Consider the following 22,425-nt stretch of genomic DNA (forward strand, 5'->3'; position numbering starts at 1 on the left):
TAAGAGGAGAATGTGAATGATTTCCAATAATAACTACAGCAAATGGCTCTTGTTTCTTTTGGGGATGATCGGAGTGGCACTCATTTTTTTTACCGGGAAACTTTTTTTACTGGAGGAAAACAGGATCGATGCAGGAGTACAATTTGAGGCGGAAGGTGACGGCGTGACGGATGATACAAGAGCGATACAGCGCGCGATTGATGAAACTCCGATTGGCGGGACGATGCATATTCCTCCTGGCATTTATAAATTGAGCAAAAATCCTGATTTCAAAGCAAGCACTGGATACGGAGACAGTTACTTTGCATTGAAGGTATCCAAACCTATTACGATTATCATGGAACAAGCGATATTCAAAACAGAATCCGAAGGCGAATACGGTGTATTTTGGATTACGGATACGGCGGATGTCCATTTGAAAGGCGGATTTTTGCTGGGGGATGAATTACCGAAGAGCGGGTCGTTGATTTCGAACATTGCCATTTTGCTTCAAGACAGCCAGAAAAGCTCGATAGAAAATGTGTATACAAAAAATTACTCTCAAGGCATCCACTTGCATCACGCCAATGACAATATCGTCCGGAACGTGACGAGCGAATTTAATTATGGTTCAGGCATCATTAATTTTGCGTCGGACTATAATACAATTGAATCTTGTGTTGTCAGAAATTCGGGAGATGGCCATCTTTCCTTATTCGGTGGTGGCAAACAAAATCTAGTCAAAGGCTGTGTAGTGACGGAAGACCGCGAAGGCTATACCGATCAGCAGGGGATTACGATTGAAAGCGAAAAGGAAAGTGTGATCGAAAAGAATTCAGTCAGTGGATTTTATTATGGCATCGATGTTAAAAATGGCGCGGATTCCAATATCATCGTCGGTAATCTGACGTACGACAATGAATTCAATATTGCGGTCAGACCCGGTGATGGAGGCAATAATTTGATGACCCCAAGCCACAACATACGCATTTTTAATAATTTGGCCATCAATCCTCGTGAAGATTCCGAGCGGGGCATCTATGTCAATGTTGGGAAGGGACACCAGATACAAGGAAACACGGTAGAAGAAAATAATTTAATCATTCGCGATGAGAAGTTGCGGAAAGTTTATAAAAAAGATAATTTTTTTGTGAAAGGCGAATAACCTGAAATAGGTTGCAAAATTGTTAAGTTATGGTTAATATTTCTGAATAATGCGTTTATTCAGTTAAGTTCATGTTAAGATGTAGTATGTATAAAAGTTTCAGAGGCATTCCATTCAGCTGAAGCAGGCACGTACTAGTGAACCGAGGCACTATAGCTGGTGACGGAAACTTACTTAAATGAAGAGGAGTCTGTGACTTATGGTAAACGAAATAATGGTGAGCGTTGAGTGCAACAGCTATAATCAGGAAGATTTCATAGCGGAAGCATTAGAGAGTATATTGATGCAGAAAACAAATTTCGCTTTTGAAATTCTAGTCCATGACGATGCATCGACTGATCGGACAGCTGATATCATTAGAAGTTATGAACAAAGATATCCGGATATCATCAAACCCATTTACCAGACGGAAAATCAGTATTCCAAAGATGTTCCGTTTGAGACGTTCAACGATGAACGGGCGCGAGGAAAATACTTGGCGATTTGTGAAGGTGATGATTATTGGACCGATCCGGAAAAGTTGCAGAGGCAAGTCGATTATATGGAGGCGCACCCTGAATGCAGCATGTGTGTCCATGCTGCAGAAAAGGTCTCTGCGGTAAGCAAGAAAAAAGTCGCGACTATACGGCCGAGCCATAAGGATAAACTCTTTTCAGTAGAAGAAGTGATTGAGGGTGGGGGAGACCTGTTCGCCACCAACTCGATTTTGTATTCTCGCGAAAAAATACCTAAGATGCCGGAGTTTTATTTGAATGCCACCATTGGCGATTATCCGTTGGTTATCTGGGGGGCATTGAGAGGTACTTTCTATTACATGGATCGAAATATGGCTGCTTACCGGGTAGAGGTCAAAGGTTCCTGGACGGATATGCAAGTCTCTGATGTTGCCGCAAAACAAAAACACCTCCAGGAAGTCGCCGTTTTGCTCGACGAAATCAATACTTTCACTAATTTCAAATATGATTACGTCATCAATCGCACGAAAAGACGAAACCGCTTTTATATCTTATTGAAACAATTAAAAATAAAAGAGACCTTGAAAAAAGGGTACCGGCAGTTCTACATGCAACCGGAATTTTTTAAGCGGGTCTTCAAACGGATTACGATCTGAAAAATGTCTGGATATAATCCTGAACAAATAAAAGGCGGTTCCTGAAAGTTGGCATGGCCAATTCTCAGGAATCGCCTTTTGCTATTAATTCTCATGCATTGGAATTAGTTTAAAGCGGCTATCTGGCGGGATCTCTAGAGAAGAATTTTAGACGCGAAATTTGATCAAATAGAAAGGGTTGGATGAACTTTAATCCGGCTCTTTTTTTAATGGGAAAGGCGAAAGCCGGTTTTAACAATTGGAATAATCTCCTTATTCAACTTTTCTAAAAAACAGGAAGGATATAACAGTTAAATGAAGAGTCTTACTTAGAAATTTGTAGAAATAGCTACGAAACTTTTAGTTTTCTAAAAGATAGTGGAATAATTTTCATATTAAAAATACAAAAATAATCTAAATTATCTGTTATTTATGACTTATAGTATGTTAGAATGAAATTCAAGAAGTGAAAATAAGCATAAAGTATTGTATCTAAAAAGGAGGTAAGTTCTTATTGGCGTAAAATAGATGTTATTTACCTACCTTTTATGATTAAATAATAGTTGAATTACAAATATCTGAACATTTAGGCACTTCGGATAACGTTCTATATCAAAAGTTTTCATTGATAGGAGCCGGCAGATGAAACAGGAAAAGTCATTAAAGAAAAAAACAATCAGCGGTCTGTTGTGGAGCTTCGGAGACATGTTAGGAAATCAAGGCGTGCAGTTTATTATTCAAATTATCCTGGCGCGGTTATTGGCTCCTGCCGATTTTGGGTTGATCGGAATGATTCTGGTGTTCGTTGCACTTTCGAATTCACTTGTCGACAGCGGCTTTACACAAGCATTGATACGGGATCAAAAAGCCAATCAAACCGATTATTCAACGGTGTTCTATTTCAACTTGGCTGTATCGATTTTTATTTATGCAGCGTTATTTGTCTCGGCGCCCCTGATCAGCAACTTCTTCGATCAAGATCAATTGACGTCGATTATCCGGGTACTGGCATTAGGTGTCATCGTGAATGCGTTCTCGATCATTCCTAGAGCGATGTTCACCAAAGAAGTGAATTTCAAGGTGCAGGCAAAAGTTAATATGGCAGCAAGTGTGCTGTCGGGCATTGTAGCAGTTGCCATGGCACTGACTGGTTTTGGTGTGTGGAGTTTGGTTATCCGGATGCTGGCTTTGAATCTTATTCAAGCGCTGTTGCTGGTTTTCTCCAGGAGATGGATGCCTTCACTGGTTTTCAGTGTAGAATCCTTCAAGCGGCTTTTTGGTTTCGGCTGGAAATTGCTTGTGTCAGGTTTGATTGATACAACCTATAACAACATTTACTACCTCATCATCGGCAAGCAATATACGCCCACTGCTTTAGGCCATTATACGAATGCTTCGAAATTCAGCGATGTCGCTACACAAGCGATGACGGCGACCATCCAGCGGGTAACTTACCCGGTATTGAGTGGGATCCAAGAGCAGCACGATAGGCTGAAGCAAAGTTTTAAGAAAATCATCAAACTTTCCGGATTTCTCATTTTTCCGGTTATGGTCGGTGTGGCGGCAGTCGCGGAGCCGCTGATTTTACTGGTTTTCGGCGAAAAGTGGAGAGAGATGATCCCTTACTTCCAGCTATTGTGCATCGCCGGAATGCTGTATCCGATACACGCATTGAACTTGAACATTCTTCAAGTGAAAGGGCGTTCGGATCTATTTCTGTATTTAGAAATCATTAAAACCATTGTACCGACAGTGCTGATATTTATTGTCTTCTGGATGGATTGGGGCATTACCGCCTTAGTGGCCACAGTGGTCATTGACTCGCACATTTCCTTATTCATCAATATCTATTTTTCTGGCCGCGAGATTTCATACAGCGTCAAAGAACAGATTCAGGACTTGTTTCCGATCTATGGCATTTCTTTGGCGATGGGCGCAGTAGTTTACGGCATCGGCGGATTTTTGCCCTTTTCCAATCTACCGACCTTGCTTTGCCAGATTGGAATTGGTGTAGTGCTCTATATCTCGATTAGCAAACTGTTTAAAATTCAGGAATTCGATACCGTTCTTGACTTATTGGTACCTGTCATAAAAAAGATTAAGCCCGCTAAGACGGGTTGATTGGCAGAAAGTGGATTTAAACCTTGGGAGGGAATGTAATGGCTAAAGCTTTTGAACAACCGATTTATGTGACACGGCCTTTGTTGCCGGATATCACCGATGTCACAGAACGGATAAAAAAGGTCTGGGACAGCAAACAATTGACGAATTTCGGTGCGCAACATGATGAATTGAGCCGACAGCTCGAAAATTATCTGGAGGCAGAACATATTTCCATGTTTTCAAATGGCACGATGGCTTTATTGCTCGGCTTGAAAGCGTTGAAACTGACGGGGGAAGTCATTACGACGCCGTTTACATTTCCGGCTACGGTACAAGCTTTGGACTGGAATAATTTAACGCCTGTGTTTTGTGACATCGATCCGGAGACCTTCAATATTGATGCCGATAAAATCGAAGCGTTGATCACCGAAAAAACAAGCGCCATTCTGGGTGTCCATGTTTTCGGAAATCCGTGCGATGTGGAAAAAATTCAAGCCATTGCCGATAAGCATAACCTGAAGGTCATCTATGATGGCGCCCATGCGTTCGGTTCCAAAATCAATGGGGAGCCGATCAGCAGTTTCGGCGATATGACGATGTTCAGTTTCCACGCCACCAAATTGTTCAATACGATCGAAGGCGGTGCCTTAACTTACAATGATCCAGAACTCGGCAGGCAGTTGGATTTGCTGAGAAACTTCGGGCTTGCCAATGCTGAAGAAGTGGTGTTATCGGGATTGAACGCCAAAATGAATGAAGTCCAGGCGGGTGTCGGGATTGAAGTGCTGCAAGTGGTTGAAGGCGAACGAAGAAAACGCCATACCATCAAAAAAGCCTATGAAGAGAATTTATCGGATATTGACGGCATCCGGATTTTAACGGGGCTTGAAGACGAATCCAGCAGCTACCAGTATTTTGTCATTGAAATAGACGAAGCGGTGTTCGGGCAGTCGAGGGATACTGTCCATCAGGAACTCCAAAAATACAAGGTCTTTGCCAGAAAGTATTTCTATCCTTTATGCAGCGATTTCGAGTGGTACAGCGAACTGCCATCCGCGCGACCTGAAAATCTGCCGAATGCGAAACGGGCGGTCCAACAGGTTCTTGCGATGCCTTATTACGGTGATTTGCCGATTGAATCAGTCAAAGCCATTTGTGAAATTATTCGGGAATTGCATGTTGCTCAGGAAAGTGTATCTCAACTATAAGAAATGAGGGATCGATGATGAAGGGAATTATTTTAGCTGGTGGAACGGGAACGCGCCTTTACCCGTTGACCAAATCAATTTCAAAACAAATGCTGCCTGTCTACGACAAACCGATGATCTATTATCCATTATCTGTGTTGATGCTGGCGGGAATCAAGGAAATCCTGATTATTTCAACGCCAAGAGATATCTCCGGCTTTTTGAGTTTGTTGGGCAATGGACAAAAACTGGGCATCAAATTGGAGTATGCGATTCAGGAAGAGCCGAATGGATTAGCTGAAGCCTTTACAATCGGTGAAAGTTTTATTGGAGATTCGCCTGTGGCACTGGTACTCGGCGACAATGTCTTTTACGGATCGGATTTCGGAAGCCGTCTGCAGGAATCAGCTGAACTGACGAATGGCAGCATCATTTTCGGCTGTCATGTAGCAGATCCGAGAGCTTACGGTGTAGTGGAAGTGGATGACGAGCTGAATGTCATTTCTATTGAGGAAAAGCCGGAGAAGCCGAAATCCTCTTATGCGATTCCTGGCCTTTATTTCTTCGACAATAAAGTCGTTGAGATTGCAAAAGGAGTCGCACCTTCCGCGCGTGGAGAAAAAGAAATCACTTCCGTTGTTGATGAGTACATGAAGCGCGGCGAATTGCAGGTCAATATTATGGGGCGCGGACTGGCTTGGCTCGATACCGGAACACATGAAGCTTTACTGGAAGCTTCCAATTTCGTAGAAGCTATCCAAAAGCGGCAAGGGCTGTATGTGGCATGCCTGGAAGAAATCGCATACCGGAAAGGCTATATCAATCAAGCGCAATTGATCGAGTTGGCGCAATCTTTGAAAAAAACGGATTATGGCCAGTACCTGCTGGATATTGCTTCTGAAAAATCATTATTACCGAATAACTCATAAAGGGGCGCCTCCATGGAAAATATACTAGTAACCGGCGGAGCGGGATTTATTGGAGGGAACTTTGTCCAATACATGGTCGAGAAATATCCGCAATACCATATTTATAATCTGGATTTGCTGACGTATGCAGGAGATCTGACAAAGCATCAGCAGATCGAAAACAAAGAAAACTACAGTTTTGTACACATCGATATCGCTGACCGACAGGCAGTGGGCGAATTATTCGAACGGGTGGATTTTACTTATGTCGTCCACTTTGCTGCTGAAAGCCATGTCGATCGGTCGATTACAGATCCGGAAGTATTTATCCGAACCAATGTGCTGGGCACGCAAGTGTTGCTGGACGCTGCTAAATCGGCGGAAGTCCGAAAGTTCGTCCATGTCTCGACTGATGAAGTATATGGCGAACTGAGCTTCGATCCCACAACATTCTTTACGGAAGAAACACCGATCCAGCCTAATAGCCCGTACAGTGCCAGCAAAGCATCTTCGGATCTATTGGTCCGGGCTTATCACGAAACGTATGGGCTGCCGGTCAATATTACGCGCTGCTCCAATAATTACGGCCCGTACCATTTTCCGGAAAAATTGATTCCATTGACGATTTCACGGGTGCTGAATGACCAAAAAGTTCCGGTTTACGGCGACGGCAAAAATGTCCGTGACTGGCTCCATGTGCTGGATCATTGCTCGGCGATCGATTTGGTGATGCATAGTGGAACGGTCGGCGAAGTGTATAATATCGGCGGCCACAATGAGATGACCAATCTTGAAGTGGTGCGCACCATCATTCGGGCTTTAGGGAAGACCGATGAGTTGATTGAATTTGTCGAAGACCGTTTAGGCCATGATAAACGATACGCCATCGATCCAACGAAAATCGAAGAATTGGGATGGCGACCGGTTTATGACTTTGAAACAGGCATTGCCCAAACCGTTGATTGGTTTCTTGAAAACAAGGAATGGTGGGAAAAAATCATCAGTGGAGAATACCAGCAATACTTCAATAGGCAATATGCACGCAAATAGAGAGATGGGCCAGATGTTGTATGCCGGTGGACAAGGGGGAAGAGCAGCTTGAGCAATCAGTCGACAATCAGTGAATATATAAGGAAATTGTATCCGGATAAACAGGCAGTGAAAGTCCTGGAATTCAATGCTGAAACCAGCGGCCTGAAAAAACAGTTGGCAGCTTCGGGTTATAAAAATTATTTGGGGATCTGTACAGGCGAGCCAATGGGCAGCCGGGATCCTGATCTGTATTACGCGAATGAAAAGACGTTGACCTATAAAAACAATGCAGAAGTATTAATCATCAACCGGGCTGATTTTATGGATCTGAAAAATGCATTTCATTCTTCTGCGGATGTGATCTTGTTTGTTCCGTCCAAAATCATTGACCGTGCCAGCTTCCTGCCGCTTTGGGCATATAAACTGGCCAGAAAGAAAAAATGGTCTTTTCATTTTGAAGCGTTTGCCGGCGGTGCAGGTGAAACCCGGACCGTTATCGTCTTCAAGCGCAATCACCGGAAAGAAAAGGCAGCTCGGCAATACCTATCTCCTGAATTGGGATTGGAAAATTTTTTCGATTTGTTGAATGAGCGGAAACTGGATTACGTCATTTTGCGCTGGTTTGATGAATTGCCTTTTTTGGATCTGGATGAAGACGTGGACTTGTTGGTTTCAGACACCCATATCGAAAAAGTCAGAGACTTGTTAAATGAAAAAGTCGGCATATTGCCGTTTGATATTTATAGTGCAGGCGGGTTGCCGGGAAGCAACTTCAATAATATCGCCTATTATCCGCCTTACATCGCGGAAACGATTCTGGATCAAAAAGAATTGTGGAACAGCAAGTATTTTATTCCGTCTAAACGGCATTATTTTCTTAGCCTCATGTACCATGCGGTTTACCACAAAGGCGAGAAATCAGGGATTCCAGCCAAGGCTGGAGGTGTCGTCAAAAAGATTCCGCAGGATCATGATTATCCGGGAGTCCTCCAGGACCTTGCTGTCCAAACGGATGACAGGCTGGAAGAAATCAGCCTGGAATATTTCCATCATTTTCTTGAAGAAGAAGGGTGGGCGCCGTCGACTGACACGATCCGGAAACTGATCGGCGTCAGTGGCAGCTGGCTCGAGTCGACCATCAAATCAAATGAGCACAATTTTGAAAAAGATGGGGAACTGATGGTATTTGTTGTGCGGGAATGGGCGGAAGAGCGGCAGTTGACCCATAAGATCATCGATTGGTTTGAGCGCAACGGCCTGTGCCTGATTCGGGCGGTCAAATTGGATGAAGAACAGAAAAGAAATGCCTCCCAAAGCATGCGCGGCGGTAATTGGGGGCAAGGTCCATGGCCAGTGAGCGGCGGCAAGCCGTCGACTTTGCTGGTCATGTATGATTACCACCCGAAACCGTTAAGTGCAAAGATGAAGAAAAAATACCCGCATGTCTCGAATGAACATTATTTGCTGAAAGAGCAGTTGCGTTCGGAAATCAATTTTTCCTTATCCAAAGATGAGCGGGCCAATCCGCTTCACAGCGCTGACGATGAAATTGAAGCTTTGGATTATATTTCTGCAGTCGCACCGGACCTCATTGGTGATATTGAAGCGATTGTCACTGAATGGGACAATGCTTACCGGACGCCGGAAAAAGTGATAGCGGACGTGTCTGAAAAAAAGCGGCGCGCCAAAGTGGAAGTCATTGAGTACCAAGGAGGAAAAGCGGTAAAGAAAACCTATAAAGCGGGCAAAGAACGGTTTTTGGAACGTGAAAAGTTTGTCTATGGCGAATTGAGCAAGGAATGTGATTTTATTCCGAAGCTGATCGACAGCGGCGAGAACTACATCATCGTTCCATACTTAAAGACCAATAAAGTGACAGAAAGCTGGCACATCAAAAAGCAGATTCTGAAGCGGAAGCATAAACAGGAGATTTTCAAGATCAATGAATTCTTCTACAACAAAGGGTACGCACTGATCGATTTCCATCCGGGCAATATCCTTTTGACATCTGAAGGGTTGAAACTCATCGATTTCGAATTTCTTTATCAATATGAAGAAAAGCCTTTGGATGTCCGTGAATCGTTCGACTTGAATGGGTTTCCGGAAGATTTTACGGAAGATAAGCCATACGGGATATTTCCAAAGCAACGCCGCAATATGTGGAAAAAGATATTATATTAAACGCGATTAGAGGAATGGCCTATGGCGTCTTTAAAAAACCAAGCGGTGAGCAGCGTCAAGCTCACTTCAATATCGATGCTCGCAACGAGTATCCTGCAGATCGGCCAGTTGCTGATTTTGGGGAGGGTGCTGGGGCCAGCTGTCTTTGGGCTGATCGCCATGGTGCAGATCGTCATCCAGTTTTCGCAATTGTTCCTGGAGATGGGCATCACGGATGCCATTATCCAAAAAGAAAAAATTTCTAAACTCGAACTGTCCAGTCTCTACTGGTTTTCCATTTTCGTCGGGCTGGTGCTGTTTCTCGTTTTATTGATAGCGGCGCCTGTTATTGCCCTGTTGTTTGATGAGCCTAGCCTGACACCAATGATTCAAGTAGTCGGCATCAGCTTTTTGATCTTGCCGTTCGGCCTGCAGTTCCAGACGCTTGCTACAAAAAAACTGGAGTTCACCCAAATCACCAAAAACGAAATCCTGGCGACGGCAATCGGTGTGCTGCTGACCATTTATTTGGCAGCCTTTACAACGCTTGGTGCGTGGTCACTGGTGTACGGACATATTGCCATGTCGCTGGTCAGAAGTGTCCCGTGGGTGGTCGGCGGTTACCGAAATCCGGAAACCAGGCCGCAGTTCGTATTTTCGTGGAATGCCATCAAAGGTTTCGTTTCATTCGGCATGTACCGGCTCGGATCAACGAGCATCAATTATTTCACTACAAAAATCGATCAGGTGATCATCGGCATCACATTGGGGTCGGTGGCACTGGGTTATTACAGTATGGCCATGAACCTGATCATGCAGCCTGTCCAGAAATTGAATTCGATGATCAATCGGGTAGCGTTTCCGGTATTTTCAAAAATTCAGCTGGACAGCGCCAAGTTGCGCAGAGCTTATCTGTTGATCACCAATATGCTGACTACTTTTAATGCCCCTCTGCTGGCAGGAGTGATTGTCTTGGCTCCTTATGCTGTGCCGCTTTTGCTTGGAGAAGAATGGCAACAAAGCATTTTGATCATTCAAATCCTTTGCCTCTATGCTTTGTTCAAGGCATTGGGAAATCCGAGCGGCAGCTTATTTATCGCCGTTGGAAAAGTAAGGTGGAGCTTTTACTGGCAGCTGGCTCAATTGGGGATCATACCCGCCGTCGTTTTCCTGTCCAGTTTATCCGGCAACATCTTCGTGGTGGCGTTGTCGGTTGGTTTGCTGAGGCTGGTACTGTTCTACGTCAGTTATTTTGTGCGAATCCGTCACATTATCGGTGAAAGCTTAGGTGAGTTGACGATGTCGATCGTCAAACCGATGGCCCACTCGGTTATTATGCTGGCTCCTTTATACGCCATCAACGCCCAGTTAACAGGAGTCGGACCAATCGCCATCATTGTTATTGACGCCTTGATCGGCATGCTGGTGTATGGTTTGTTGCTGATTTTCAATCAACGCGAATTGGTGGTGGAAATAAAGAGCTTTTTTCAAAAGCGGACAGCGGTTAAAGGGGCATAAGCACTCGTTGCAATAAACTTGCTTCATTAAAAATAAACAGATACTCGGTAATTGTATGGAAGTATCTGGTGCGGAAAAATAAAAATAATATTAATTATCAAATAATCAAAATAATCTGTAATATTTAGACTATTGTATGGTAGAATGGAAAAATAAAATCAATTAATAAGTATATAGTCTTGGGTATATTGATATCTTTTGATTTTTTATTTATTCATAGCTGTATATAAACATCAAAAAAGACACCAGCATCCATAAATTATCTATGGCATTCGCTGAGAAAAAGGTGGGGTAATTATGAATTTGGATTCAAAGATTTACGTGGCGGGGCATAGAGGCTTAGTGGGATCGGCGATTACAAGAAATTTGCAGGAAAATGGTTACACCAATCTTGTGTTCCGGACCAGTGGGCAACTGGATTTGACGAAGCGTGATCAGGTGGATGCATTCTTCGAAGAGGAACAGCCGGAATATGTGTTTCTGGCAGCAGCGAAAGTGGGAGGCATTGTAGCGAACAATGATTTTCCGGCAGACTTTATCCGGGATAATTTAATGATTCAAACCAACGTCATTGACGCAGCCCATCAGAACCATGTCAAAAAGCTGTTGTTCCTTGGCAGCACGTGCATCTATCCGAAGTTGGCGGCGCAGCCGATGCGGGAAGATTCACTATTGACCGGCGAACTCGAGCCGACCAATGAAGCTTATGCCATTGCGAAAATTGCGGGAATCAAAATGTGTCAGGCCTATAACCGGCAGCATGGGACAAATTTCATTTCCATCATGCCGACCAATCTATACGGACCAAATGATAACTTTGATTTGAACAGCTCCCATGTTTTGCCGGCACTGATCCGGAAATTCCATGAAGCTAAATTGAACAATGCGCCGACTGTTGAAGTGTGGGGAACCGGGACACCGAAACGTGAATTCCTCTATTCGGATGACTTGGCGGATGCTGCGATTTATTTGATGAATACGTACAATGGCAGTGATTTGGTCAATGTTGGGATGGGCAAAGACATTTCCATCAAAGAGCTCGCAGAGAAAATCGGAAAAACAGTCGGTTACTCCGGGGCAATCGTCTTTAATGCTTCCAAACCGGATGGCGCTCCACGAAAGCTGGTCGATGTCAATCGCCTGAAGGACCTTGGCTGGACAGCGAAAATCTCGTTGGATGAAGGATTGGAAATGGCCTATACATGGTTCTTGGAAAATATAGAAAAAAATACAATGATGACGAATTGAGGGGGAAAATCATGAAGAAAGCATTGATTACTGGAGTTAACGGGCAGGATGGATCGTTTCTATCGGATTTCTTATTGGAGAAGGGTTATGAGGTTCATGGCATTATTCGCCGCAGTTCAAGCTTCAACACCAGCCGCATCGAACATTTGTATATTGAAGAATTGAAGTCGAGTGAGAATTTTTATATCCATTATGGGGATATGACTGATACCTCGAATATCATCCGGTTGATCAGTGAAATCAAACCAGACGAAATCTACAACTTGGCAGCGATGTCTCATGTCAAAGTGTCGTTCGAAACGCCGGAATATACAGCAGACGTTGATGGTATTGGCACGTTGCGCATCCTGGAAGCGGTCCGCATCCTAGGTTTGGAGAAAAAGACGCGCATCTACCAGGCTTCGACTTCTGAACTATACGGCAAAGTGCAGGAGGTCCCACAAAGGGAAACCACGCCGTTTTACCCACGTTCACCTTATGGCGTAGCGAAGCTATACGGTTATTGGATTACAAAAAATTACCGGGAGTCATATGATATGTTCGCCGTGAATGGCATCCTCTTCAACCATGAATCGGAACGCCGTGGCGAAACGTTCGTAACGCGCAAAATCACGATGGCGGCTGCCCGCATCGCCCATGGCAAACAGGAAAAACTATTGTTGGGCAACCTGGACGCCAAACGCGACTGGGGCTATGCCAAAGATTACGTAGAATGCATGTGGCTGATTCTTCAGCATGAAACACCGGAAGATTTCGTGATTGCCACCGGGGAAATGCATACTGTCCGTGAATTTGCGACGCTGGCTTTTAAACATGCAGGGATTGAAGTGGAATGGCAAGGTGAAGGAATTGACGAAAAAGGCATTAATGTGAAAACGGGTGAAGTGGTGGTTGAAGTAAATCCTGACTACTTCCGTTTAGCAGAGGTCGAGTTGCTGTTGGGGGATCCTTCAAAAGCGAAAAAACTGCTTGGGTGGAACCCGACTTCCACATCGTTTGAAGAACTCGTGGAAATCATGGTGACACACGATTGCAATTTGTTGAAAGAAGAAAAAAGTGCCATCACTGAGTACTGATCTAAGCGGGTTCCTTATCGGGTGGGGGGAAATCTAATGGTGACCTTAAATGATAAAGTCAGTGTGATTATTCCGACGTATAATCGTTCGGAGTTGCTGAAAAAAGCAATAGAAAGCCTGGAAAACCAAAGTCATCAGAACTTCGAAATCATCATCATCGATGATTGCTCGACAGATGATACGGCTGAAGTCGTGAGGGGGATGGATGATGAGCGCATCATCTATCTCAGACACGACACTAACAAAGGTGGATCGGAAGCCAGAAACACTGGAATCAAACAAGCCACGGGGAGTTTTATCGGCTTTTTGGATTCGGATGACCAATGGCTGCCGGATAAATTGGAAAGGCAGCTCAAACAATTTGAAGGCCAGCCCGATGTTGGAGTGGTTTATACGGGAGTGCAGGTTGTCGACGAACACAACCAGCCTACCCGTAAAATCGTTCCGGCATACAAAGGGGAAATTTTGCCCAAACTGTTTGAATCCAATTGCATTGATACCACATCGTCGGTTTTGGTGAAGAGGGAAGTGTTGGATCAGGTGCAGGGCTTTGATGCCAGTTTGCCGAGTTGCCAGGATTGGGATTTATACATAAGACTGGCGCAGGTGACAAAATTCGATTTTGTTAAAGAAAGCCTGGTGCTATTCTATCACCACAGCGGCGAGCGGATCACCACCAATAAAAAGTCGGTGCTGACTGGGCATATGAGTATTTTTGAAAAGTATAAAGAATTGGCGAAAAAACAGTCCAAATCGACTTTTCATCGTTTTACGTTAACCATTTGGAAAGTGATTTTCAGGACCGCCATCATCAGCGGAAACAAAGAAACCGTTCGGCTGTCACGCAACGTATTGGCAGAAGGATTTAAGAATAATCGTACCTCATTGAAGTTCCTGTTCTACTATCTGTCGACTTTTTTGAATATGAAGATCTTATCTTATCTTTATACGCAATCCAAAAAAAACAACAGGAAATCCCAGCTGTTATCCGTAACTACTCCGTCCTGAGGATTGAAGTAGCCGGAAAGTGTGCGGTTGGCAATCGGGAAAAGGACATCACGAATAAAGGACTGAGACGATGGAAAAACAACTTGAGGCCGATGATCGATTTGAAAAAGTCCTGTATATCATCGTCAATTTATTAACCGGGATTTCTGTGATTTATTATCTGCTTCGTATAGGCCAGGTTTTCAATCCAGAAGATCCGTGGAACTTGTTCATTTTAATTATTTTTTCCTTTAAATTCCTTTTAGATATTTATGTCTTTAAGGTGGGATTTGCCACTTTTTCGCTGGTCCTGCTATTTTTGCCGATCATCAGCATATTGGGTTTCGGGCCAGTAGGAGAAGTGCAGCCATTATTCAATGACCGCACCCATCTCATTGAAAAACATTTCTACACATTGGCATTCGGTGCCTTGTTTTTCTACTATATCTGGTCAATTCTGCTGTGGCTGACCAATAAAACATACCGCAGTTACGATGCGAAGATTTTGGCGTTTTATTCAGGGACGGTCCAAAGCTTATTGGCTACCTGGTTTTTCAGTGCAGTAGCCATCGTTTCTTCCATTATTTATTTGCCGGATCTGCCGGGGAAGGCCTATCATGAGATGTCGCCCAGCCTGCTTCCCGGAAATGCCTGGAACTCTGTGGTCGTCATCTCGTATTTCTTCGTGTTGATGGGCGTCAAAGGCAGTGCGATCCGTAAGTTCGCCATTCTGTTTGTACCTTTTTGGCTGCTCGCGCATTATGCCAGAGTTGATATCTTGGGCTTGTTGCTGATCCTGTATCTGCTTCTGACAGCTACCAAAAAAGCGGATGTCATCCGGTCGAAGTTCTCTTTTAAAAAAGCGGCATTGATTGTCGGCGGTTTGCTGGTCTTCTCCTATTTGGGGCTGGTTCGGCATACTGGGTTGATTTTTGACGTGGAAGCCATTACGGAATCGTTCTTCATGCTCATCAACTATCCCACTGTACAAGACCTTGTCTATTCGACAGCCGCTGCAATGGAAGTGACACATACGTATGGCAACTATAATACGCTCATCGACTATATTCCGCAGTTGATTCCTTCGTTCTTTGGAATCGAGGCGCAAAGTCCACAGGCGGCCCACTTGGTGGCATCGCTGATCCATACCAATTATGGATTGTTTGTCTACGGGGAATACTATTTGAATTTTGAGGTTATCGGATTGATCGTGGCACCTTTTGCAACTTATGCTGTTCTGTTTGTACCGGCGATCTTGCTGAAGAAATTTTTCGGCAATATGGGGATGGCTCTGGGGTATTACTGGATTGTGCTGACGATTGCCCGAGTGTTCTGGTACGGCTATATCTATTATATCAAGCCGTTGATCATCATCATGCCGATTTTCATCATCCTGTATCTGGTCATTGCATCTTTTGAAAAAGATTTGGTGGACAAGCCTGCATTGAAATCCACTGATCCACATGCATAGGTAATTCCCTGCTTGTCCATGAAATTCTTTGGCAGGCAGATGTCATTCAATGAGAGGTGAGTCAGTATGGCTGGAGTAAAAAAAGGGAATTTAATCTTTGTAGGCCCGCTTCCTCCTCCCATTTTGGGAGAGAGTATCGCTTTGCAGTCTTTGTACAAATCCGAAAAACTTCACCAGCGGTATAAAGTGAAGAAAATCAACTTGAGCCGGAAGGATTTTGAACATCCGGGGGCTCTTTCTTTTGATAAATTGTTGACCGATACCTTGGCGATTCTTTACTCCGGTTTTTTATCGGCCGTGATGAAAAATCCGATTTTGTACATTTCCATTTCCCAGACGAAAATGGGCTTACTGCGGGATTGCGTCATGATCCAAGCATGCAAATTATTGGGGCGCGGGAAAGTGGTGACGCATCTGCATGGCAATAATTTAGGCGGCACGATTGATGCGACTTCCGGGATCGCCCAAAAGTTCATCATCAATTCATTGAAGAAAATTGATGTTGGCATTGTATTGGGCGGTAAGTTGGCCCCCAATTACCGTGGCTACGTCGACCGTGTAGAAGTCGTATCCAACGGCATTCCGGAAGATTTCATCCTTAAAGATGAAGTGGGGCAACGTAAAAAAACAGGACCTATTTCGTTATTGTATTTAAGCAACCTGATGTTTGAAAAAGGTTATGTGGAATTGATCAAAGCGACAACTGCCTTAGTTAAAGAAGGGCATAATCTGCGGCTGGACCTGGTTGGGGGGATTCAAAATGAAACCGAATTCCAGGAAGTGAAACAGTATATTCAAACAAATGACATGGAAGAACACATCCAATACCATGGGCTTAAACAAGGCGAAGAGAAAAAACGCTTTTTCCTGGAATCGGATATGATGGCCTTGCCCACCAAGTACAAAGTGGAAGGACAGCCCATGTCCATCATTGAAGGGATGGCGGCCGGGTTGCCGATCATTTCATCAGACCGAGGAATTATCGCCGAACTCATTAAAGATTGCGGCGTCATTATCGAGCCGACTGTCGAAGGCGTCAAATCCGCTATTAAGAATTTGGTGACGGATGATGCAGAACGCCTTCGCCTTGGAAAAGTGAGCAGGGATACATTTGAAGCGTTCTACACGGAAGATAAATACACCGATTCGTTAATCGCTATTTTTGATGAACTTTAAAGGAAGACTGCACGTATTGCGGCATGTTCTTCGGGAAAGGAAGGCTCAGAATGCTACGTAAAAAAAAGATCACCTTTGTCATCAATTATTTCTATCCGGATCTCGCAGCGACCAGCCAATTAATGACAGAGTTGACGGGACGCCTCCAAAATAATTTTGATATTACGGTTATTGCCGCGCAGCCGGGATATGCCGGAGAAAACCATGATAGCAACCGCTTATTCGAGGTGGATTATCTGGAGAGCATCAAAGTGGTCCGGATCAAACTGCCTGAGGTCGATAAGAATTCCAAAGTCAGTCGGATGAAATACATTTCGTCCTATTTTTTATTGGCGAATATCGCTTTGCTGAAGGAAAAAGGGACGGATGTCATTTTCACGATTTCGCAGCCGCCGGTATTGGGCGGTTTGATCGGTACCATCGGCAAGTTCCTGAAGCGTTCGCGCCATATTTACAGCGTCCATGATTTTAATCCGGAACAGGCGGCAGCAGTTGCTTATACGAATAACCAGACCGTCTTTAAAATCGCCAAAGCTGTCGATAAATTGAATTGCAGCTACGCGGACCAAGTGCTGCTGGTGGGTGAAGATATGGCTGAAACCTTGAAAGGGCGCTTTGTCGGCCAAAAGGTGCCGCCTCATACCGTCATCAGCAATTGGACCGATGAAGAAGCCGTGGTGCCGCTGGACAAAGACGAACCAGCTATCCGTGAGTTTTTGGAGACTAATGGGCTGCAGGATAAATTCATCGTTATGTATTCCGGAAATCTTGGCCTATACTATGACTTGGAGAATTTAATCCAAGTTGCCAAAGAATTTACGGACCAGCCCGATATTGTCTTTTTGTTTATCGGTGAAGGTGCTGTAAAACAACGGATACAGGATTACGCGGCTGAAAACCAACTTGAAAACGTCAAGTTCCTGCCGTATCAGCCCAAAGAATTTCTTAAGTATTCGTTGAATGCGGCAGACGTCCATCTGGTGGTCAATCAAAAAGGCATCAAAGGGGTTTCGGTGCCAAGCAAAATCTACGGGGTCATGGCTGCTGGGAAACCGGTGTTGGGCGTTCTGGAACAAGGCAGTGAAGTGCAGCGCCTGATTTTTGAAAGTGGCGCAGGTGTGGTCATTGAACCCCAGGATTATCGAGGAGTCGTCCATGCAATCCAATATTTGCGAAGCCTGGATCCGAATGAATTGAAGGCGATGGGACTCAAAGGGCGCGTTTATCTTGAAGAGAATTTGACGCGGGATACATCCATCAATAAGTATCGGTCTGTCTTCCAGGAAGTCGCTGGTACTCCCCAACTGGAGGCGGCTTATCAAGCGGATCCGTATAATGAAGTGATCAATAAAAAGTGAATATCCTTTTTCGAACCGTCTCTCTAAAACAGGAGAGACGGTTTTTTTTGTGTGCAGATAGTTAAGGGATGAAAAATTTGACAGTCTATTAGTTTCAATTAAAAATTTTAATGTTTATAATTTCTAAAAAAACAGAAAAATTAAATAACTATTAACCTATTGATTTCAAAGGTTCCGGGTTATAAAATAGGTAAATATATCTGACATTTCTAATTAATTAGAAAATTATATTGAATTATTAGGTATTTATATATATAATACGGGTATACCTTTTTCAATTGATGTGAAAATATGATTACTTCGTTTTTGTTACAGGTATATATTACCTATAAGTTTTTTTGGTTAATTATATTTTCTGAAAAGCGTGATTAATATGAACCATCCACAACTTAGAGTTGCAGATGGAGAAGGAGGACGTAATATGCGATTAGTAATGTTATCAGGGGGATCGGGAAAACGCCTATGGCCGCTATCCAATGATGCGCGCTCAAAACAGTTCCTCAAGGTTTTAAGTGATGAGGAGGGCAATAAGGTTTCAATGGTGCAGCGTGTCTGGAAGCAAATAGAAGAAACGGGCATGGCTGAAAACTCTATTATTGCCACAAGCAGTTCGCAGGTGGATATGATAAAAGCTCAATTAGGCCAGGATGTACATGTAGTAACTGAGCCCGAGAGAAGAGACACTTTCCCTGCAATCGCCTTGGCAGCAGTTTATCTATATTCTGTCCAAAAATGCGGATTGGATGAAGTGGTTGGGATGCTGCCGGTCGATCCATACGTTGAAAACCGCTTTTTCAATCGTGTTCAAGATCTGGAAGAAGTCCTGCTTTCATCCGGTGCCGATTTGGCATTGATGGGTGTAAAGCCGACTTATCCTTCTGCAAAGTATGGCTATATTATTCCGGACAGCCAGTCGCACGATTCCTATTTGACGGTTGATTACTTTAAAGAAAAACCGACGGAACAGCAGGCGGAAGAATTGATTGAAAAGAATGCCTTATGGAATTGTGGGGTATTCGCTTTTAAATTGGGGTATATTATCGGCTTGCTGAAAGAAAGAGGAATGCCGATTGAGTATTCCCAGTTGCTCAGAAACTATCACCGTTTGCCTAAAAACAGTTTTGACTATGAAGTGGTCGAGCGTGCAGAACATATCATCTCCTTGCCTTACGACGGGTATTGGAAGGATTTAGGGACGTGGAATACGCTGACGGAAGAAATGGCGGTCCAGGTAACGGGAAAAGGAATCATTGGCAAAGGAGTGGAAAACTCACACATTGTCAATGAATTGGATATTCCGATTACGTTACTGGGATTGGATAACGTGGTGGTTGCTGCGAGTCCGGATGGCATTTTGGTTACAGACAAAGACGCCAGCACCAAGGTGAAGGAATACGTTGAAGGCTTCAACAACCGTCCGATGTATGAGGAACGCCGTTGGGGTTGGTACCGTGTATTGGAGTACACGCGCTACGCAGAAGGCAACGAAGTGCTGATCAAACGCCTGGGCATAAACGCCGGAAAAAACCTCAGTTATCAGATGCATTATAAACGCAGCGAAGTATGGACGATCGTTAAAGGGGAAGGGATTTTTGTATTCAATGATCAATTGAGCCACGTCAGAACAGGAGATGTCATCCATATTCCGTTAGGCGCTAAACATACTTTAAAAGCGACGACCAATATGGAAATCATCGAAGTACAGACAGGCAGTGAGCTGATCGAAGAAGACATCTACCGCACATCCAATGAGTGGGAAGAAATAGAAGCGATCTGCAAAGTACGCCAAACCGCCCGCCACGGATAATGGATGGGCAGCGCATATGATTTGCTTGTCATTTCCATAGTGGGAGGGAAGATTATGTACAAGGAGCCCGTTTTCTTAAAACCGGTTTTTCAGGAACGCATTTGGGGTGGAGAGAAGCTTCAGAAACTATTCGATTATGATATTCCTTCAGAAACCACTGGAGAAGCATGGGTCATCTCTGCCCATGAAAATGGACCGTCGATTGTCATGAACGGTGAATTAAAAGGGATGAGCCTGCTGGAGGTTTGGCGGAACTATCCTGGTTTATTCGGCTCAGAAACAACTGGCAGTGATTTTCCGTTATTGGTGAAAATTTTGGATGCCAATGACCAGTTGTCTGTGCAGGTGCATCCGGATGATGCATACGCCAAAGAGAAAGCGCAAATGCCCTATGGCAAGACAGAATGCTGGTATATTCTGGATTGTGAAGAAGGTGCTGAGATTATTATCGGCCATCAAGCCAAGTCCCGTGAAGAGTTTCAGGAATTGGTCAGCAAAGGTGAATGGCAAAAGCTGTTTCAGCGCATTAAAGTGAAAAAAGGCGATTTTGTCTATGTTCCGAGTGGCACCTTGCATTCCATCGGAAAAGGCATCGTGATTCTTGAAACTCAGCAAAGTTCTGATATTACTTACCGTCTGTACGATTACGACCGTGTCGATCAGGAAGGCAAAAAGCGGGAGCTTCATTTAGAGGAAGCAATGGCGGTCATGACCTGTCCGCATCAGCAGGTCATGCAGGAGAACCTGAAGGAACAGCTGAATAACCTGCAATCAACCCGTTTGGTTGAAGGGGAATACTTCACTGTCTACCATTGGATGCTGGGCGGAAAAGTTGAAGTACCGGTAACCACCGCGTTCCTGTTGGTTAGTGTCATCAGTGGTTCAGGGCAGATTGTGACAGAAGAAAGCGTCTCGACGGTGAAAAAGGGCGACAACTTCATCGTGCCGGCGACGATCGGAAATTATTTCATCGATGGCGAGCTCGAAATGATTGTATCCCATACTTAAAACCGTCTTAAATTATCAGAATATTAAAATATATAAATCACGGTAGATAAGTGTATTTAATTGATGGAAAATAGGTATTTAAAACTATTTATTCTGTTAAAATTAAAAATTCTTAATACTTGAACTATATTTCGGGGACTATCGATGTTACAATGGGACAATATTTGAGGGTTTTGTGTACAAAAAACTTATTCTGTCCCATTCGTAGAGATAGGAATCGAGGATTCGGAAACTATCAAAGGCGGGTGGAGTTTATGGCAAAGAAAGTGACAAAGGCAATTATTCCAGCAGCGGGGCTTGGCACTCGATTTCTTCCAGTGACAAAGGCAATGCCCAAAGAAATGTTGCCGATCGTAGACAAACCGACAATCCAGTACATTGTCGAAGAAGCAATTGCTTCCGGGATAGAAGACATCATCATCGTAACGGGGAAAGGCAAGCGCGCCATTGAAGATCATTTCGATAAAAACTTCGAGCTGGAAGACAATTTGTTCAGAAAAGGAAAATTTGATCTTCTTGAAAAAGTTCAGCATACCTCAAACGTGGAGATTCACTACATCCGCCAGAAAGAACCGAAGGGCTTAGGGCATGCAGTCTGGAGTGCACGTAAATTTATCGGCAATGAACCGTTTGCGGTATTGCTGGGAGATGACATTGTTAAAGCGGATAAACCATGTCTCAAACAATTGATCGACCAATACGACAAAATGCAGTCTTCCATTATCGGTGTCCAGCAAGTCCCTGATCAGGAAACACATCGTTACGGCATCATTGATCCGAGTGCGGTCGATGGACGCTGCTATGAGGTCAGCAATTACGTAGAAAAACCAAAGCCAGGAACAGCTCCTTCCAACCTGGCGATAATGGGACGCTATATTCTGGTTCCTGAAATTTTCGATTTCCTGGGCACCCAGCAAGCTGGTGCAGGAGGAGAAATTCAATTGACGGACGCCATCCAAAAACTCAATGAACTGAAAAAAGTTTACGCATATGATTTTGAAGGAAAACGCTACGACGTAGGCGAGATGCTAGGGTTCCTGCGGACAACCATCGAATTCGCTTTGGAAAGCCCGGAATTCGGAAAAGACGTGGAAAGCATCATTAAAGAATTGATGGCTGAGAAATCAGCTTCACCATTATTTTAAGTTGGGG

General features: G+C 44.0%; 17 protein-coding genes. All 17 read left to right on the plus strand.

The window, feature by feature from the left end; translation table 11 throughout:
- Nucleotides 1-16: 16 nt before the first annotated feature.
- The 17 genes from QMA01_RS00520 (at nucleotide 17) to galU (ending at nucleotide 22,418) form a co-directional block, all read left to right on the plus strand.
- Nucleotides 17-1,144, plus strand: a complete 1,128-nt coding sequence (locus QMA01_RS00520; protein ID WP_225218313.1) for a right-handed parallel beta-helix repeat-containing protein — start codon at nucleotides 17-19, stop codon at nucleotides 1,142-1,144.
- Nucleotides 1,145-1,343: 199 nt separating this feature from the next.
- Nucleotides 1,344-2,255 carry a glycosyltransferase family 2 protein gene (locus QMA01_RS00525; RefSeq protein ID WP_191713707.1) on the plus strand — a complete coding sequence of 304 codons (912 nt, stop codon included), beginning with the start codon at nucleotides 1,344-1,346 and terminating at the stop codon, nucleotides 2,253-2,255.
- A gap of 621 nt (nucleotides 2,256-2,876) precedes the next feature.
- Complete coding sequence (locus QMA01_RS00530; protein WP_191713708.1) at nucleotides 2,877-4,355, plus strand: lipopolysaccharide biosynthesis protein; 1,479 nt, start codon at nucleotides 2,877-2,879, stop codon at nucleotides 4,353-4,355.
- A gap of 38 nt (nucleotides 4,356-4,393) precedes the next feature.
- Nucleotides 4,394-5,545, plus strand: a complete 1,152-nt coding sequence (locus tag QMA01_RS00535; RefSeq protein WP_290214083.1) for a DegT/DnrJ/EryC1/StrS family aminotransferase — start codon at nucleotides 4,394-4,396, stop codon at nucleotides 5,543-5,545.
- A gap of 17 nt (nucleotides 5,546-5,562) precedes the next feature.
- Nucleotides 5,563-6,453 (plus strand): glucose-1-phosphate thymidylyltransferase RfbA, encoded by an 891-nt coding sequence (rfbA, locus tag QMA01_RS00540; RefSeq protein WP_191714472.1) that lies wholly within the window; start codon nucleotides 5,563-5,565, stop codon nucleotides 6,451-6,453.
- A gap of 12 nt (nucleotides 6,454-6,465) precedes the next feature.
- The gene (gene rfbB / locus QMA01_RS00545; RefSeq protein WP_290214084.1) at nucleotides 6,466-7,482 is read left to right on the plus strand and encodes a dTDP-glucose 4,6-dehydratase; all 1,017 of its coding nucleotides are present in this window, start codon (nucleotides 6,466-6,468) and stop codon (nucleotides 7,480-7,482) included.
- Between the two features lie 48 nt (nucleotides 7,483-7,530).
- Complete coding sequence (locus QMA01_RS00550) at nucleotides 7,531-9,645, plus strand: protein kinase family protein (protein ID WP_290214085.1); 2,115 nt, start codon at nucleotides 7,531-7,533, stop codon at nucleotides 9,643-9,645.
- A 21-nt stretch (nucleotides 9,646-9,666) separates the two neighbouring features.
- On the plus strand, nucleotides 9,667-11,142 hold the full coding sequence (locus QMA01_RS00555; protein WP_290214086.1) for an MOP flippase family protein: 1,476 nt from the start codon (nucleotides 9,667-9,669) through the stop codon (nucleotides 11,140-11,142).
- A 297-nt stretch (nucleotides 11,143-11,439) separates the two neighbouring features.
- Nucleotides 11,440-12,390: a GDP-L-fucose synthase gene (fcl, locus tag QMA01_RS00560; RefSeq protein ID WP_290184211.1), complete on the plus strand. Its 951-nt coding sequence runs from the start codon at nucleotides 11,440-11,442 to the stop codon at nucleotides 12,388-12,390.
- A gap of 11 nt (nucleotides 12,391-12,401) precedes the next feature.
- On the plus strand, nucleotides 12,402-13,466 hold the full coding sequence (gene gmd, locus QMA01_RS00565; RefSeq protein WP_191713714.1) for a GDP-mannose 4,6-dehydratase: 1,065 nt from the start codon (nucleotides 12,402-12,404) through the stop codon (nucleotides 13,464-13,466).
- Nucleotides 13,467-13,502: 36 nt separating this feature from the next.
- On the plus strand, nucleotides 13,503-14,474 hold the full coding sequence (locus QMA01_RS00570; protein ID WP_290184213.1) for a glycosyltransferase family 2 protein: 972 nt from the start codon (nucleotides 13,503-13,505) through the stop codon (nucleotides 14,472-14,474).
- A gap of 70 nt (nucleotides 14,475-14,544) precedes the next feature.
- The gene (locus QMA01_RS00575) at nucleotides 14,545-15,924 is read left to right on the plus strand and encodes a hypothetical protein (protein WP_290184215.1); all 1,380 of its coding nucleotides are present in this window, start codon (nucleotides 14,545-14,547) and stop codon (nucleotides 15,922-15,924) included.
- Nucleotides 15,925-15,990: 66 nt separating this feature from the next.
- Nucleotides 15,991-17,100, plus strand: a complete 1,110-nt coding sequence (locus QMA01_RS00580) for a glycosyltransferase family 4 protein (RefSeq protein WP_290184217.1) — start codon at nucleotides 15,991-15,993, stop codon at nucleotides 17,098-17,100.
- Nucleotides 17,101-17,150: 50 nt separating this feature from the next.
- Nucleotides 17,151-18,458 carry a glycosyltransferase family 4 protein gene (locus tag QMA01_RS00585; RefSeq protein ID WP_290214087.1) on the plus strand — a complete coding sequence of 436 codons (1,308 nt, stop codon included), beginning with the start codon at nucleotides 17,151-17,153 and terminating at the stop codon, nucleotides 18,456-18,458.
- Nucleotides 18,459-18,879: 421 nt separating this feature from the next.
- The gene (locus QMA01_RS00590; protein ID WP_203339193.1) at nucleotides 18,880-20,265 is read left to right on the plus strand and encodes a sugar phosphate nucleotidyltransferase; all 1,386 of its coding nucleotides are present in this window, start codon (nucleotides 18,880-18,882) and stop codon (nucleotides 20,263-20,265) included.
- Between the two features lie 54 nt (nucleotides 20,266-20,319).
- Nucleotides 20,320-21,273, plus strand: a complete 954-nt coding sequence (gene manA, locus QMA01_RS00595; protein ID WP_191713720.1) for a mannose-6-phosphate isomerase, class I — start codon at nucleotides 20,320-20,322, stop codon at nucleotides 21,271-21,273.
- 254 nt (nucleotides 21,274-21,527) lie between these two features.
- Entirely contained in the window at nucleotides 21,528-22,418 is an 891-nt protein-coding gene (gene galU, locus QMA01_RS00600) for a UTP--glucose-1-phosphate uridylyltransferase GalU (RefSeq protein ID WP_290214088.1), read from the plus strand.
- The last annotated feature ends 7 nt before the right edge of the window (nucleotides 22,419-22,425 follow it).

The organism is Planococcus notacanthi, from assembly GCF_030407825.1.
Taxonomy (GTDB): domain Bacteria; phylum Bacillota; class Bacilli; order Bacillales_A; family Planococcaceae; genus Planococcus; species Planococcus notacanthi.